The organism is Streptomyces sp. NPDC036813, from assembly GCF_055609245.1.
Window position 1 is genome coordinate 59,555 of sequence record NZ_JBVJPV010000008.1, and the last position, 15,537, is coordinate 75,091.

The 15,537-nt window shown below is 72.6% G+C and carries 12 protein-coding genes; 5 read left to right on the plus strand and 7 right to left on the minus strand.

Annotated features, from left to right (window positions below):
• Positions 1-93: 93 nt before the first annotated feature.
• A complete protein-coding gene (locus ACZ67Q_RS18140) occupies positions 94-1,140 on the plus strand; it encodes a LacI family DNA-binding transcriptional regulator (RefSeq protein ID WP_471182865.1) in 1,047 nt (348 codons plus the stop codon).
• Positions 1,141-1,755: 615 nt separating this feature from the next.
• On the opposite strand, the gene ACZ67Q_RS18145 is transcribed toward ACZ67Q_RS18140, so the two are convergent.
• The gene (locus ACZ67Q_RS18145) at positions 1,756-2,148 is read right to left on the minus strand and encodes a tautomerase family protein (protein ID WP_471182868.1); all 393 of its coding nucleotides are present in this window, start codon (positions 2,146-2,148) and stop codon (positions 1,756-1,758) included.
• Positions 2,149-2,303: 155 nt separating this feature from the next.
• Here ACZ67Q_RS18145 and ACZ67Q_RS18150 point away from each other — a divergent pair, with 155 nt between their 5' ends.
• Both ACZ67Q_RS18150 and ACZ67Q_RS18155 read left to right on the plus strand, forming a co-directional pair.
• Complete coding sequence (locus ACZ67Q_RS18150; RefSeq protein ID WP_471182870.1) at positions 2,304-2,900, plus strand: dihydrofolate reductase family protein; 597 nt, start codon at positions 2,304-2,306, stop codon at positions 2,898-2,900.
• Between the two features lie 46 nt (positions 2,901-2,946).
• The gene (locus tag ACZ67Q_RS18155) at positions 2,947-3,747 is read left to right on the plus strand and encodes a sugar phosphate isomerase/epimerase family protein (protein WP_471182873.1); all 801 of its coding nucleotides are present in this window, start codon (positions 2,947-2,949) and stop codon (positions 3,745-3,747) included.
• Positions 3,748-3,827: 80 nt separating this feature from the next.
• On the opposite strand, the gene ACZ67Q_RS18160 is transcribed toward ACZ67Q_RS18155, so the two are convergent.
• Positions 3,828-4,472 carry a GNAT family N-acetyltransferase gene (locus ACZ67Q_RS18160; RefSeq protein ID WP_471182876.1) on the minus strand — a complete coding sequence of 215 codons (645 nt, stop codon included), beginning with the start codon at positions 4,470-4,472 and terminating at the stop codon, positions 3,828-3,830.
• Between the two features lie 446 nt (positions 4,473-4,918).
• On the opposite strand from ACZ67Q_RS18160, the gene ACZ67Q_RS18165 reads away from it, so the two are divergent.
• Positions 4,919-6,757: a glycoside hydrolase family 3 protein gene (locus ACZ67Q_RS18165; RefSeq protein ID WP_471182879.1), complete on the plus strand. Its 1,839-nt coding sequence runs from the start codon at positions 4,919-4,921 to the stop codon at positions 6,755-6,757.
• Positions 6,758-6,873: 116 nt separating this feature from the next.
• Positions 6,874-7,485 (plus strand): hypothetical protein, encoded by a 612-nt coding sequence (locus ACZ67Q_RS18170; protein ID WP_471182882.1) that lies wholly within the window; start codon positions 6,874-6,876, stop codon positions 7,483-7,485.
• A 1-nt stretch (position 7,486) separates the two neighbouring features.
• On the opposite strand, the gene ACZ67Q_RS18175 is transcribed toward ACZ67Q_RS18170, so the two are convergent.
• The 5 genes from ACZ67Q_RS18175 to ACZ67Q_RS18195 all read right to left on the minus strand — a co-directional run bounded on the left by ACZ67Q_RS18175 (position 7,487) and on the right by ACZ67Q_RS18195 (position 15,503).
• The gene (locus ACZ67Q_RS18175; RefSeq protein WP_471182883.1) at positions 7,487-8,899 is read right to left on the minus strand and encodes a S28 family serine protease; all 1,413 of its coding nucleotides are present in this window, start codon (positions 8,897-8,899) and stop codon (positions 7,487-7,489) included.
• Positions 8,900-8,986: 87 nt separating this feature from the next.
• Positions 8,987-9,382: a hypothetical protein gene (locus ACZ67Q_RS18180; RefSeq protein ID WP_471182884.1), complete on the minus strand. Its 396-nt coding sequence runs from the start codon at positions 9,380-9,382 to the stop codon at positions 8,987-8,989.
• A 280-nt stretch (positions 9,383-9,662) separates the two neighbouring features.
• The gene (locus ACZ67Q_RS18185) at positions 9,663-13,403 is read right to left on the minus strand and encodes an ABC transporter ATP-binding protein (protein ID WP_471182886.1); all 3,741 of its coding nucleotides are present in this window, start codon (positions 13,401-13,403) and stop codon (positions 9,663-9,665) included.
• A gap of 124 nt (positions 13,404-13,527) precedes the next feature.
• A complete protein-coding gene (locus tag ACZ67Q_RS18190) occupies positions 13,528-14,532 on the minus strand; it encodes an esterase-like activity of phytase family protein (protein ID WP_471182888.1) in 1,005 nt (334 codons plus the stop codon).
• A 53-nt stretch (positions 14,533-14,585) separates the two neighbouring features.
• Positions 14,586-15,503, minus strand: a complete 918-nt coding sequence (locus ACZ67Q_RS18195) for a serine hydrolase (protein WP_471182891.1) — start codon at positions 15,501-15,503, stop codon at positions 14,586-14,588.
• Positions 15,504-15,537: the final 34 nt, after the last annotated feature.

Consider the following 15,537-nt stretch of genomic DNA (forward strand, 5'->3'; position numbering starts at 1 on the left):
CGCGCCGGGTGGCCTTAAGGTCTGCTCGGAACCGTGGCGGTGGGCCCGGGTGTGTACGAGGGCGTACGACGAGATGCGCGACCGGAGGACGAGATGACGGTGACCCTGGCGGACGTGGCGGCCCGCGCGCAGGTCTCCCCCGCGACGGTGTCGCGCGTACTGAACGGCAACTACCCGGTGGCGGCCTCCACCCGGGAGCGGGTGCTCAAGGCCGTGGACGAGCTGGACTACGTCCTGAACGGCCCGGCGAGCTCACTGGCCGCGGCCACCTCCGACCTGGTCGGCATCCTGGTGAACGACATCGCCGACCCCTTCTTCGGGATCATGGCGAGCGCCATCCAGGGCGAGATCGGCGGGCCGGGCGGGCGCGCGGGCGGCGAGAGACTCGCGGTCGTGTGCAACACCGGCGGCTCACCGGAGCGCGAGCTGACCTACCTCACGCTGCTGCAACGGCAGCGGGCCGCGGCCGTGGTGCTGACCGGCGGGGCCATCGAGGACGCGGCACACCAGGCGGCGATGACGGCGAAGCTGCGCAAGCTGACCGAGGCCGGGACGAAGGTGGTGCTGTGCGGGCGGCCTCCGGCGCCGGACGCCGGGGCGGTCGCGCTGACCTTCGACAACCGGGGCGGTGCCCGCCGGCTCACAGAGCACCTCATCGGCCTCGGCCACCGGCGGCTCGGCTACATCGCCGGGCCCGAGGAGCGCACCACCACCCGGCACCGGCTGGAGGGCCACCGCGAGGCGCTGGCCGCGGCCGGCGTCGAGGAGCGGCCCGGCTGGACCGTGCACGGGCGCTACGACCGGCAGTCCGGCTACGAGGCCACGCTGGAGCTGCTGCGGCGGGACCCGTCGCTCACAGCTGTCGTCGCCGCGAACGACTCCGTCGCCCTCGGGGCCTGTGCCGCGCTGCGGGAGTCTGGGCTGCGCATCCCCGAGGACGTCTCCGTCGCCGGTTTCGACGACCTGCCGTTCAGCATCGACGCGGTGCCGTCGCTGACGACGGTGCGGTTGCCGCTGGCGGAGGCGGGGGCCCGGGCGGGACGCATCGCGATGGGGCGGGAGGATGCGCCGCCCGGGGGGATCGCCACGGTGCGGGGGGAGCTGATGGTTCGGGGGTCGTGTGGGGGGCCGCGGGGGTAGGGCTGGGCTTGCGGCGGTGTGCCTGCGGCGCTGGGTGCGGTGTGCCTGCGGCGGCGTGCGGTGTGCCTGCGGCGGCGTGCGTTGTGGCTGCGGCGCGGGGTGCGTTGTGCCTGCGGCGGCTTGTTGTGTTTTGGGTGCGGGCCGGTGGGGGCTGGTCGCGCCCTTCCCCGCGCCCCCTTTTGCGCCTGCGGCGCCTCGTCGTGTTTCGGCTGCGGGCGCGTGGGGGCCGGTCGCGCCGTTCCCCGCGCCCCCTTTTGCACCTGCGGCGCCTGGTCGTGTTTCGGGTGCGGGCGCGTGGGGGCCGGTCTCGCCGTTCCCCGCGTCCCCTTTTGCGCCTGCGGCGCCTGGTTGTGTTTTGGGTGCGGGCCGGTGGGGGCTGATCGCGCCGTTCCCCGCGCCCCTTTTTTTGCCTGCGGCGGCCCGTTGCGGTGCGTGGTCGGTTGCGGTCGCGCCTGCGGTTCGTCGTGGGTCGGGGCCGGGGCGGGGGGTGTCCGTCCTCGGTCCGGCCGCCCGTTCCCGACGCGTGCAGCCTTGCCCGGTGCCGGCCGCTGCGGGCGGACACCCCCCACCCCGGCCCCTTCCCGCCGTACGCGGGTGCGGCATTGGGGGAGCCGGTCACTTCGTGGGGATGGTGTACTGGGCCTCGCCGTGGCCGAAGGACCAGTCGGGTGAGGTGTTCTCGTACAGGGTGATCACCACGTTGCGTGGTTCGACGCCTGCGTGGGTCTCGGCCAGTTCGGCGATGCGGCGGTAGAGGTCCTGTTTCTGCTCGGCCGGGCGGCCGGTGCGCAGGGTGACGGCGACGAAGACGACGCCGTCGTCGTGGGGGATGCCGAGGTGGTCGCCGTGGCGCAGGGTGCTGGTCGTGCCGTCGTGGGCGGTCAGGATCTGGAAGCGGTCCTCGGGCGGGATGCCCAGGGCGTCCATGAGGGCCTGGTGCACCGCGTCGCCGAGCGCGTGCAGGCGGGCGGTGTCCGCGCCCAGGGTGTCGATGCGGACCAGTGGCATGCGGGCTCCAAGGTCGGACTGACGGTTCCGTACATACTAGTAGGTACAATCGTGCCGGTGACGGCTTTCGCGTTTCGGCGGGCGCAAATGGGCCACCTAAGGGCATAACGCCCCGATACTGGGCGGCGGGCACCGCACCGGCAGGAATGAGTCCCATGCGTACCGTGGCCAGCGAGTTCATCAGTCTCGACGGTGTCGTGCAGGCGCCCGGCGAGCCGGAGGACGAGACCGACCTCGACTTCGCGCACTCCGGCTGGTCGCTGCCGTACGTCGATCCGGAGGTCGTCGGCGGCGCGTTCGAGGGGGCGCTCGCCAAGGCGGACGCGCTGCTGTGCGGGGAGCGGACCTGGCAGGCCATGGCCACCCTGTGGCCGGAGCGGGCCGGGGAGATCTTCGCCGACCGGATGAACACGGTCCGCACCTATCTCGTCTCCGGCACCCTGGACGAGTCCGATCTGCCCTGGGACAACATGCGGCTGATCCGGGCCGGTGAGGTCATGGACCGGATCGAGGACCTGCGGGCCACGCCGGGGGGCGACCTGCTGATCGCGGGCAGCCCGCGCCTGGTGCGCTCGCTGCTGGCCGAGGGGATGCTCGACGAGCTGATGCTGATGCGGATGCCGGTGCTGCTGGGCGGCGGTATGTCGATCTTCCCGGCGGACGGGGTGCGGCGGCCGTTCCAGCTGGTCTCGACGGTGACCGCGAAGACGGGGGCCGAGGTGTGCGTCTACCGGGCCGTGGCACAGGAGTAGCCGTGGGAAACGTTTGAAGCGGCGGGCTGCGAGTAGGGTCCAGAGCATGAAGCTGGCGTTCTCCACTCTCGGCGTTCCCGGTCTGCCCCTCTCCGACGTGCTGAGCCTGGCCGGCGCGCACGGCTATCACGGCGTGGAGCTGCGCGCCCATCCCGAGGAGCCGGTGCATCCGGGACTCTCCCCGGCCGAGCGGGCCGACGTGGCCGGCGCGTTCAAAGCGGCCGGCGTGGAGCTGCTCGGCATCGCCGGGTACGCGCGGGTGGCCGCGCCGGGCGACGACGGGCCGGTCCTGGACGAGATCCGCGCCCTGCTGGAGCTGGCCCGTGACCTCGGCGCGCCCTTCGTCCGCGTCTTCCCCGGCGGCGGCGACGCGCCGTCGCGCGAGGAGGCCGACGCGACGGCCGCGCGGCGGCTCGGCACGGCCGCCGAGGACGCCTCCGCGCTCGGTGTGCGGGTGCTGGTGGAGACCCACGACTCGCATCGCACCGGAGCGGATCTGATCAGGATCCTCGGGCCCGTCGGGCACGGCAGCGTGGGCGCGCTGTGGGACGTGATGCACACCTGGCTGGGCGGTGAGCAGCCGTCGCAGACGTACGCCGCACTCGCCCCGCACCTCGGCTACGTCCAGGTCAAGGACATCGCCTCCGCCGACGACACGACCCCGCTGGCGCTGGGCGCGGGGGTGCTGCCGCTGGCCGAGGTGGTGGAGGTGCTCTCCCGGAACGGCTGGGACGGCTGGCTGTGCTGGGAGTACGAGAAGCGCTGGCACGAGGCGGCGGCGCCGCTGCCGGGACTGCTGGACGCCGGACGCGACCATCTGAGCCGACTGCTGAACGAGTCGGCCTGACCGACGTCGTACGCCGTGCTTCGGCGGGGGCCGGCGAGCGGCCCGGGGACGAGGCCGGGGGCCGGCGAGCGGCCCCCGGCTCATCCCGTCGGCGTCGTACGCCCCTGTGGGTAGCGTGCGACCCGCTGCTCCAGCCTCGTGCGGCACTGCGGCCACTCCGGCGCCGTGATCGAGAAGATCGCCGAGTCGCGCAGGACGTTCTCCTCGCCGGGCACCCAGGAGCGGGACCAGTTGCGCAGGACGCCCTCGAAGCGGGCGCCGAGCGATTCGATGGCCGCGCGGGAGCGGGCGTTGCGGGCGTCGGTCTTCAGGTCGACGCGGGCCACGCCCCACTCCTCGAAGGCGTGGCGGAGCAGCAGCAGCTTGGCCTCGGCGTTGATGCCCGTGCCCTGCGCGGAGGCGGCCAGCCAGGTGAAGCCGATCTCGATCGCGTCGAGCACGTCCTCGGACCGCCAGCTGCGCGGGTCCCAGTACGACGTGGTGCCGACGACCCGTCCCGTCGCGCGGGACACCTGGGCGTAGGGGGCGAGCATTCCGGCCGCCGCGCGGGCCAGCTGGGCGTCGACGTACGCCTGGATCTCGTGGGCGCGGGGCACCCAGGTGAAGACGTACGTGTCCCGGTTCTCCTCCGCGGCCGCCGCGAGACCGGCGGCGTGCCGGTGCTCCAGCGGCTCCAGGCGCACCAGCCCGCCCTCCAGAACCGGGCCCTTCAGCGTGAAGCCCACCCCGTGTCACCTCTCACTCGCGTGCAGCGCTGCCGACGAGCGGAGAGTCTTCCGCAGTCGGTTGTGGCCGTCGACCGAAATAGGGAGCCTGCCGGTCGGGGGTGCGCAGGGCGTCGTGGTCGCGCATGGGTCTGCCAGGAGGGGGAGAGTGCGAGCACTGGCCGGAGGTGTCGGTCCGGCCGGCCGGTCGGACAGCGCAGGGCGGCGCCCGGAACCCTGCCCCGGGGCGGCCCGTCCACGTCGCGAACTGCCGGTGGGTCACCGCGGCGCGGTGTCGGCCTCGGACGCCGCCCCCTCTCCGCGGCACCGCGGCCGGCGGCGCCGATGGCGGCCCCTGTCCGGACAAGTCCGTGCTCTGCGCACTGTCTTGACTGGCAGAAACTTCCCGGATATTGGTGGCCTCTCGGAAGTTTCCTTCAGCGGTTCCCCCTCCGGAAGGAGCGCACGTGCACCACGCCAGCACGGACAGCACGGGAAACACCGCACGACCCGCCAGACGCACGGTCCTCGCCGCGACGGCCGCGCTGACCGCCGCCCTCGCCGTCGGGCCCGCCACGGCGGCCACCGCCGCCCCGCACGACGAGCGGAAACTGCGCGCCCTCATCTCCCGGATGTCCCTGGAGGAGAAGGTCGGCCAGCTCTTCGTCATGCGGGTCTACGGCCACTCGGCGACCGCGCCCGACCAGGCAGACATCGACGCCAACCTCAAGGAGATCGGGGTCCGCACGGCCGCCGAGCTGATCGAGAAGTACCGCGTCGGCGGCATCATCTACTTCGTGTGGGCGCACAACACCCGCGACCCGCAGCAGATCGCCGACCTGTCCAACGGCATCCAGCGGGCGTCCCTGACGCTGCCGCGCGGGCTGCCGCTGCTCGTCTCCACCGACCAGGAACACGGCATCGTCTGCCGCGTGGGCAAGCCCGCCACGTTGTTCCCCGGAGCGATGGCGATCGGCGCCGGCGGCTCCCGCTCCGACGCGCGGACCCTCGGCCGGATCTCCGGCGCCGAACTGCGCGCCATAGGCATCCGGCAGGACTACTCCCCCGTAGCCGACGTGAACGTCAACCCCGCCAACCCGGTCATCGGCGTGCGCTCCTTCGGCGCGGACGCGGACGCGGTGGCGGGACTGGTCGCCGCCGAGGTGACCGGGTACCAGCACGCGGGGGTCGCGGCGACGGCCAAGCACTTCCCCGGGCACGGCGACACCTCCGTCGACAGCCACTACGGCTTCCCGGTCATCACCCACAGCCGCGAGCAGTGGGAGACGCTGGACGCGGTGCCGTTCCGGGCGGCCATCAGGGCCGGCATCGACTCGATCATGACCGCGCACATCCAGTTCCCGGCGCTGGACCCCTCCGGCGACCCGGCGACCCTCTCCCGCCCGATCCTCACCGGCATCCTGCGCGAGGAGCTGGGCTACGACGGGGTGGTGGTCACCGACTCGCTCGGCATGGAGGGCGTGCGCTCCAAGTACGGCGACGACCGGGTGCCGGTGCTCGCCCTGAAGGCGGGCGTGGACCAACTGCTCAACCCGCCGGACCTGGACGTGGCGTGGAACGCCGTCCTCACCGCCGTACGCACCGGGGAACTCACCGAGGAGCGGCTCGATCAGTCGATCCTGCGCATCCTGCGGCTCAAGGCGCGCCTCGGGCTGTTCGACGCGCCGTACGTCAGCCACGCCGGCGTGGAGCGGACGGTGGGCACGCCCGCGCATCTCGCGGCAGCCGACCGCATCGCGGAGCGGACGACGACGCTGCTGGTGAACGAGGGCGCACTGCTGCCGCTGGACCGGCGCGCGCACAAGAAGCTGCTCGTCGTCGGAGCCGACCCGGCCTCCCCTTCGGGAACCACCGGCCCGCCCACCGGGGTTCTCGCCGCCGCCCTGACCGAGCTGGGCTTCACCGCGACCGCCCTGTCCACCGGTACGGCACCGTCCACGGCGACGATCGACCGGGCCGTCGCCGCGGCGGCCGACGCGGACGCGGTCGTCGTCGGGACGTACAACGTCACCGCGGGCAGCAGCCAGCGCACGCTGGTGCGGCGGCTCCTCGCCACGGGCAAGCCGGTGGTGGCCGTGGCCGTGCGCAACCCCTACGACGTGGCCCAACTGCCCGAGGTGCGCGCCTGCCTGGCGTCCTACTCGTGGACCGACGTCGAACTGCGGGCCGCCGCCCGGGTGATCGCGGGGCAGGTCGCTCCGCGCGGGAAGCTGCCGGTGCCGGTGATGCGGGCGGACGATCCGGCGCAGGTGCTGTATCCCATCGGGCACGGCCTGGCGTACTGACGCTGCGGTCCGCCCCCGGCGCGCCCCGCGCGACCGGCCCGGAACTCCTCGCGCGTCTGGCGTGCGCCCGCGGCCACGGGTCACGCTGGACGCGGGGAGTGCCGAGGGGGGCCAGGATGCGCGGAAGCCGGTCCGTGGGGGTGTGCGCGCTGCTGGCGGCGGTGCTGGCCGGGTGCCGGCAGCCGTCCGGGGGCGGTGACAAGGGCGGGCGGCCACCGGCGCCCGTCGGGTCGACGGCCGGCTACGGGGCACGGTTCCTGGACGTCGGCGAGTGCAGCTCGTTCGGCACGACGACCTCCACCGAGGTGCCCTGCACGGGGGAACGGGCGGCCGCGCGGGTCGTGGCGCGCTACGACGGGGCGGTGAACGACGGTCCGCCCTGTCCGCCGACCACCGACTTCGTGCTGCACATCAGCGAACAGCGGCCCGCGTCCGACGAGGACGGCGACGGGATGATCCCGCAGGGGTACGCCTGCATGCGCACCCTCCAGCCGCCGCACCCGGGCGACCCGGGCGGCGGGGGCGGGCCGCGCACCATCGCCGGCGACTGCGTCTACGCCCTTGGTGACGGCCAGGTCCGTGAGACGGCCTGCGACGGCAGCGGCCGCCGCGCGCCGCAGTACCGCGTGGTGCGGGCCGTGGCCGTCCGGTCGCTGTGCCCGGCGGCCACGGCCCTGTACGTGCGGCTCGGCGGAGCGCAGCCGGTCGGCTGCGCCCGCCGGATGTGACCTACGGACGCAGCGCCGGCTCGCGCTCCACGTCGCGCACGTCCAGCCGACTGTCGAACTTGGCCAGCGGCCTGGCCTGCGCGGTGTCCTGCTGGACGCCGGCCCACTGAAGGATGCGGGCGGTGGCCAGCTCCTTCTGCGCGGGCACCAGACCGGCCACGTTGGCGCCGTGGTTCAGGCCGGGCGCGGTGAAGACGTAGGCGTCCTTGGCGCCCTTGTCGACGCGGAAGCGCTCGCTGCCCCACGGGTCGTTCTGGCCGTACACGAAGAGCATGTGGCGGGCGTTGTGCCGCACCCAGGTGTCGACGTCGCGCATCGCCCACGGCTGGAAGCGCATCGGGATCTCGCGCGGGACGAAGTTGCGCGGCGGCTGGTAGCCGTAGCGGATGTACTGCTTCTCGATGTGCGGGAAGTGGATGGTGGGCGCGCCGAGCTGGGTGCCCGCCTGGTAGTAGTACGGCGTGTACGTCTGAAGACCCTGATCGGTGTAGGCGGAGAAACCGGAGATCTCGTCGATCGAGTTCCAGATCTCGTCGTCGCTCGCCGTGGCCGCGTTCGCGGGGATCCTGTCGCAGTCGGCGAGCAGGCTGTACTGCCAGAAGCCCCACACGTAGTCGAGGACGACGGCCTCGTAGGCGCGGTCCAGGGAGCCGATGGTGGTGAAGGTGTAGCCGTTCCCGGCGGCGTACGCGGCGTACTTCTGCTCCAGCGGCTCGCGGCGCACCAGTGCCTCGCGCTGCACCGCGTTCAGCTTGTCGCGGCACTCCTTGGTGCCGACGGAGGCGAAGAAACGGTCGTAAGCCGAGTCCTCGTTGTTCACCACGTCGTTGGGGGCGACGTAGGCGACCACGCCGTCCATGTCACGCGGGTAGAAGCGCTCGTAGTAGGTGGCGGTCATGCCGCCCTTGGAACCGCCGGTGGCGAGCCAGTTCTTCGAGTAGACCGGCTTCAGTGCCTCGAAGACGCGGTGCTGGTCGCTGGCGGCCTGCCAGATGTCGAGCTTGGACCAGTCGGCCGGGGCGGGACGGGACGGGGTGAAGAAGCGGTACTCCAGGGAGACCTGGTTGCCGTCCACAATCTGGGTGGGCTCGCGGCGCGACGGGGTCGTGGAGACGTTGTAGCCGCTCGTGTAGAAGACGGTCGGGCGGCTGACGTCCTTGTGCAGCACGGTGATGCGCTGCTGGAACGTGCCGGCCGAGGGGTGGCGGTGGTCGACGGGCTGGGTGTAGTTCAGGACGAAGTAGCGGTAGCCGGGATACGGCTTCTCCTGGATCAGGCTCATGCCCGGTATGGAGAGCAGCCGGTCCTTGATGTCCTGGCTGCCGGAAGCGTCGGCGGCGGTGGCCGCGCCCGCCGCGCTCAGCGTGCCTATGAGCACGGTGAACGCCAGCAGCCATCTGAGTGCCTTGCGCATGCACCCTCCCTGTGAGACAGATGTGCGCCGGAAGCTATCGGAGCAACATCGTTTCCACCAGGGGGAGTTAAAGAAAGCGGAAACGGTTCAGCACAGAATCCAACCGGAGTTGACCGATCCGCCGCCCACCGAGCCGGTGACGCGGACGCAGCGATGACCGGCGTGCACGGTGACGGGTCCGGCCCGCCGGGTGAACGGGCCCTTGTCCACCACGGGCCGCCCGCCGCGCGCCTGCACGCCGACCGACATGACCTGGCGGGGGCCGGGGCGCCGGGGCAGGGTGATCGCGCAGACGTAGCCGTCGTTGCGGTAGACCTGCACGCTGCCGGTGGAGAAGGGCAGTGTCGCCACCCTGTGTCCGCCGCACCGCGTGGGCGCCGCGGCGGCCTCGGCACTGCCGGGCGCGGCCAGCGCGAACAGCCCGGCCGCGGTCAGCACGCCCAGCGCGACCGCCGTCCGCCGCCGTATCCCACCCCAGTCCACAGTCGTCCCTCCCTACGTCCGCGATTGCGCGTCCGCGCGTGCGGGTTCGCGATGGTGCGCCCCCGCGCGTCAAGAAGCGTACGGATGTACGGACGCAGCGCGTGTGTCGGATGGTTGCACGACCGTCAGGGAATCGGTGCGGGGGGGCCGGTCTGATTGCGTTCGGCCGCGGGTGGGTTGTGGCGGGGCGCGCAGTTCCCCGCGCCCCTTTCGGGGCGCGGAGGTCGGCGCGCTTCTTCCGGGGCGCGGAGGTTCCCGCGCTTCTTCCCGGGCGTGGCGGTCAGCGGGCGGCGCCGACCGGTTCTTCCGGTTCGGCCTCGCCGATGAACGTGCGCCACAGCCGGGCGTAGTGGCCGTCGCGGGCGAGGAGTTCCTCGTGGGTGCCGTCCTCCGCGACGCGGCCGTGGTCCATGACCACCACCCGGTCCGCGCGGGCGGCGGTGGTCAGACGGTGGGCCACGACCAGGGTGGTACGGCGGCCGGCGAGGCGGTCCGTGGCCTGGTTGACCTGGGCCTCGGTCGCCAGGTCCAGCGCGGCCGTCGCCTCGTCCAGCAGCAGGATGTCGGGGTCGACCAGCTCGGCGCGGGCCAGCGCGATCAACTGCCGTTGCCCGGCGGACAGGTTGCGGCCGCGCTCGGCGACCTCGTGCAGATACCCGCCCTCCAGCGTGGCGATCATGTCGTGCGCGCCGACCGCCCGGGCCGCCGCCTCCACCTCCGCGTCGGTGGCGTCGGGACGGCCGTAGGCGATGGCGTCACGGATCGTGCCGGGGAAGAGATACGCCTCCTGCGGCACCACGCCGAGCCGGTGACGGTACGACGTGAGGTCCAGGTCGCGCAGGTCCGTGCCGTCGGCCGTCACCCGGCCACCGGTCGGGTCGTAGAACCGGGCCACCAGCTTGACGAGGGTCGACTTGCCGGCGCCCGTCTCGCCGACGAACGCGACCGTCTGCCCGGCGGGGATGCGCAGGTCGATGCCGCGGAGGGCCGCGTCGTTCTCGTCGGCAGCGCCATATGCGAAGTGGACGTCCTCGAAGGCGATCTCGCCCCGCAGGGAGAGCACCTCCAGCGGCTCCCGCGCGGCTTTCGTGGACGTCGGCTCGCGCAGCAGCTCCTGGATACGACCCAGCGAGACCGTGGCCTGCTGGTAGCCGTCGAAGACCTGGGACAGCTGCTGGACCGGCGCGAAGAACAGGTCGATGTACAGCAGGTACGCCACCAGCCCGCCCGTGGTGAGCGTCGCCGCGTCCACCCGGCCCGCGCCGACGATCAGCACCGCGGCCGCGGCGGCCGACGACAGGAACTGCACGAAGGGGAAGTAGACCGAGATCAGCCACTGGCCGCGGATGCGTGCCTGCCGGTAGCTGTCGCTGCGCTCGGCGAACCGCCGCCCGCCGTCCCGCTCGCGCCGGAACGCCTGCACGATCCGCAGGCCCGACACGGACTCCTGGAGGTCGGCGTTGACCACCGACACCCGCTCGCGGGCCAGCTCGTACGCCTTCACGCTGGCCCTGCGGAAGAAGTACGTGCCGACGATCAGCGGCGGCAGCGTGGCGAAGACGACGAGTGCGAGCTGGAGGTCGATCACGAGCAGGGCGGCCATGATGCCGAAGAAGGTGACGACCGAGACGAAGGCCGTGACCAGCCCCGTCTGCAGGAAGGTGGAGAGGGCGTCGACGTCCGTCGTCATCCTCGTCATGATCCGGCCGGTCAGCTCCCGCTCGTAGTAGTCGAGGCCGAGCCGCTGGAGCTGGGAGAAGATCTTCAGACGCAGGGAGTACAGGACGCGCTCGCCGGTCCGGCCGGTCATACGGGTCTCGCCGACCTGGGCCGCCCACTGCACGACCACCGAGAGCAGCGCGAGCAGCGACGCCGACCAGACGGCACCCAGTGCCATCCTGGTCACACCGCTGTCGATGCCGTGCCGGATCAGCACCGGCAGCAGCAGGCCGACCCCGGCGTCCACGGCGACCAGGGCGAGGCTGACCAGGAGGGGCAGCCCGAAGCCGCGCAGCAGGCGGCGCAGACCGTAGGAGTCCTCCGGCCGGACCGCGGCCGCCTCGTCGACGCCGGGGGTGTCGGTGGCCGGGGGCAGCGCCTCGACCTGGGCCAGCAGCTCCGGTGTGGCCGGGGTGCCGTGCAGTGCCGCGTCCCGGCGCTCGCGCTCGCCCGCCCACAGCCGGGGCGTGATGCCGCGCTCGGCGTCGAACTCGGCGTCCAGTTCCTCACGCAGCGAGGTGTCCTCGGCGGGCGCGGAAGGCTGTGCGTGGCCCGGGGAGACACCGCCGAGCTCGTCGGGATCGGTGAGCAGCCGCCGGTACAGGGCGCAGCGTTCCTGTAGCTCGTCATGGGTGCCGAGGTCGGCGAGCCGGCCGTCGTCGAGGACGGCGATGCGGTCGGCGAGGTTGAGGGTGGAGCGGCGGTGCGCGATCAGCAGGGTGGTGCGGCCCCGCATGACCTCCTTCAGCGCCTCGTGGATCTCGTGCTCCACGCGGGCGTCGACGGCGGAGGTCGCGTCGTCCAGGACGAGCAGGCGGGGGTCGGTGAGCAGGGCGCGGGCGAGCGCGATGCGCTGGCGCTGGCCGCCGGAGAGGGTCAGTCCGTGCTCGCCGACCGTGGTGGCGTAGCCGTCGGGCAGCTCCTTGATGAAACGGTCCGCCTGTGCGGCGCGCGCGGCGGCCTCGACCTCCTCGTCACTCGCGTCGGGGCGGCCGTAGGCGATGTTGTTGCGGACGGTGTCGGAGAAGAGGAAGGAGTCCTCGGGGACCAGGCCGATCGCGGCCCGCAGCGACTGAAGGGTCAGCTCGCGCACGTCGTGGCCGCCGACCAGGACGGCGCCGTGGGAGACGTCGTAGAAGCGCGGCAGGAGCAGGGAGAGGGTGGACTTGCCGGAGCCGGAGGAACCGACGACGGCGAGGGTCTCGCCGGGCCGGATCTCGAAGCTGAGCCCCTGGAGCACGGGGCGCGTCTTGCCGGGGGCGCGGTCGTATCCGAACGACACGTCGTCGAACTCGACCGACGCCGGTGCGTCGGCGGGCAGCTCCTTGGTGCCGTCCTTGAGGGTCGGCTCGGTGTCGATCAGCTCCAGGACGCGTTCGGTGCCGGCGCGGGCCTGCTGGCCGACGGTGAGGACCATGGCGAGCATGCGGACCGGGCCGACCAGCTGGGCGAGGTAGGTGGAGAAGGCGACGAAGGTGCCGAGCGTGATGTGCCCGCGCACGGCGAGCCAGCCGCCGAGCGCCAGCATCGCGACCTGGCCGAGTGCCGGGACGGCCTGGAGGGCGGGGGTGTACCGGCTGTTGAGGCGGATCGTGCGCAGGCGGCCGGCGAAGAGGCGGCGGCCGACCTCGCGCAGCTTGTTCGTCTCCTGCTCCTCCTGCCCGAAGCCCTTGACCACGCGGACGCCGCTGACCGCGCCGTCGACCACGCCGGCCACGGCCGCGGCCTGGGCCTGCGCGTACCAGGTGGCCGGGTGCAGCTTGGTGCGGCTGCGCCGGGCGATGTACCCGAGCGCGGGAGCGACGGCCAGCGCGACCAGGGTCAGCGGCAGGGAGAGCCAGGCCATGACCACCAGGGAGATCAGGAACAGCAGGACGTTCCCGATGGTCATCGGCAGCATGAACAGCAGACCCTGGATCAGCTGGAGATCGCTGGTGGCCCGCCCGACGACCTGCCCGGTGGACAGCTCGTCCTGCCGCCGGCCGTCCAGCCGGGTGATCGTGCCGAACATCTCCGTGCGCAGGTCGTGCTGGACGTCGAGGGCGAGGCGGCCGCCGTAGTAGCGGCGGATGTAGGTGAGGACGTACACGATCAGGGCGGCGCCGATCAGTGCGCCGGCCCATGGGGCCATACGGCGGCTGTGGTCGCCGATCACGTCGTCGATGATCACCTTGGTGACCAGCGGCACGACGGCCATGACGGCCATGCCGCCGAGGGAGGAGCCGAGGGCGAGGACCACGTCCTTGGGATACCGCCAGGCGTACCCCCACAGTCGCCGAGCCCATCCCCGTTGCGGTGTCACTCCGTGCCTCCCAGTGGTCCTGCGCTACCGCAAGGCTGCAACGCCCGCGGGCTGCGATTTCATCCCCGCGCAACAAACGGGCGGCCGGCCGACGGGTCCGGGGCCGCCGCCCGCACCGGGCCGCTCACCCGATCCGCAGACGCAGGAAGTAGAACCGGGTCGTCTGCGCCGGGTTCTGGTTGTCGTCGCTGACCAGGGTCACCCTCAGGGTGCCGTGGTCCCGGCCGGTGACGGCCATGCCCTCGATGTTGTCGAGCAGCGGGTTCGGCTGGGGCTGCTTCGCGGTGGCGCCGAGGGACGGGCAGGCCGCGATGTCGGCCAGCAGGGTCTTCCCGACCGGGCGGACGCCTGGCCGCCCGGTCAGCCGTGCGATCCCGCTGACGTCCGTCGCGTGGCGCAGGTCGGCCAGGTAGAGGCGCACGGTGTCGCCGACGCCGGTGGTGAAGGCTCGCTCCAGGACGAGGAGGCGGCCGTGCCCGATCCCCTGGACCTCGGCGACGCCGAGGCCGGGGTCGGTGCGGTAGGCGTACTGGGCGGCGAGGCTGAAGCCGCCCGCGCGGCGCTCCCAGGTCTGGAAGCGGACGGTGTCCGCCGGATCGCCGGTCAGCGGGTACTCCATCGACGCCAGCAGGGTGCGGCCGTCCGGCAGGAGGGTCAGGCCCTCGAAGGTGCCGTTGGGCCGTGCCCGGCCGGACGGGGCGGTCCACAGCGCGTCCGGCACCGGCAGGCGCCCCAGGAGACGGCCGTCGGGGTCGTAGCGGCGTACCGACGGCTCGGTCTCGGAGGTGATCAGCCGGCTGCCGTCCCGGTCGACCGCCAGGCCCTCGGAGTCGAGCCGCGCCCCGCTCTCGTCGGCGAGCGGCACCACGGACGTCGGTGCGAGCGTCCGCCGGTCCAGGCGGAACAGGAAGGAGCGGTCGGAGAGAGCGGCCAAGGAACCGTCCCGGTCGACGGCGAGCGCGGAGAGGTTGCCGACGAACTCCCCCCGGTACGTCTTCTTGTCGAGGGCGTCGGAGAAGCCCTCGAGGGTCACGGTGGGCGAACAGGCGTGTTCCTGGACGTCGGCGGGCCAGGCGGCGGTCAGGGAGGCGACCACCGCCAGGCCGGCGAGTACGGGTCCGAAGCGCATGCCGGTCACCGTAGGCGGGTGCGGTGACCGGCGGGCGGCGGCGTGACGGAACGTCAGCCCTGTGGCGGGACCGCGACGAACGCCTCGCTCGGCCGGCTGGTCGGCGTGTAGCGGGCCGTTGCGGCCGGGACCAGGTCCTTGTGGATGACCTTGGCGACGTTCTGGATGGTGGTGACGCCGTAGCTCATGGTGCTGTTGTCCTGCGTGAGCACCGTGATCGTGTAGTCGTGGCCGGCGCCGTTGAAGGTGCCGAGGCTGTGCACCCGCCAGCCGTGCGTGGCCCGCTGCAGCCAGCCGTTCTTCACGTGCACGGCGACCGAGGAGGGCGCGCCGGCGGGCGTGCCCCAGCGCTGCGAGGAGACGACCTGGCCCATCAGCTTCAGGATGTAGGCGCGGGAGTTGTCGCTGAGCACGCTGTTCTTCGCGGTGACGAGCTTGAGGAGCTTCTGCTCGTCGGTGACGTTGACCTGGGTCAGGCCCCAGTAACCGCCCGTGCCCGGTGTCGTCTTCGTCATCCCGGCGGCGGCGAGGAAGCCCTTGATCTTCGTCAGGCCGAGCTGCTTCCACAGCGCGCTGGTGGCGTTGTTGTCCGACTGGGTGATCATGGCCTTGGCGAGGGACGCCTCACGGTCGGTCAGATAGCGGTTGTGCTTCTTCGCGTCCCACAGCAGCGTGGCGAGAACGGTGACCTTGACGGTGCTCGCCGAGTCGAAGCTGCTGGTGGCCCGCAGCGTGCACGTCGTGTTGGTGGTGCGGTCGTAGACACCGAGCGCGACGGTGCCCTTGCGGCCGGCGAGCGCGCCCGTGATGTCCTTCTGCAGTTTGGCGGCGAGGCCGGCCTTGGCCGACGTACAGCTGACGGTCGGTGCGGCGGCAGCGGCCGGCGTGGCCGCGACCACGCCCGGAACGAGAACGCCCGCGCCGACGGCGACCGCCAGCAGACGGGCGCGCCTGGATATCCCCTGAGTCATGCCCCTGTTGACGCACGAGTTCGACCGAATGGTT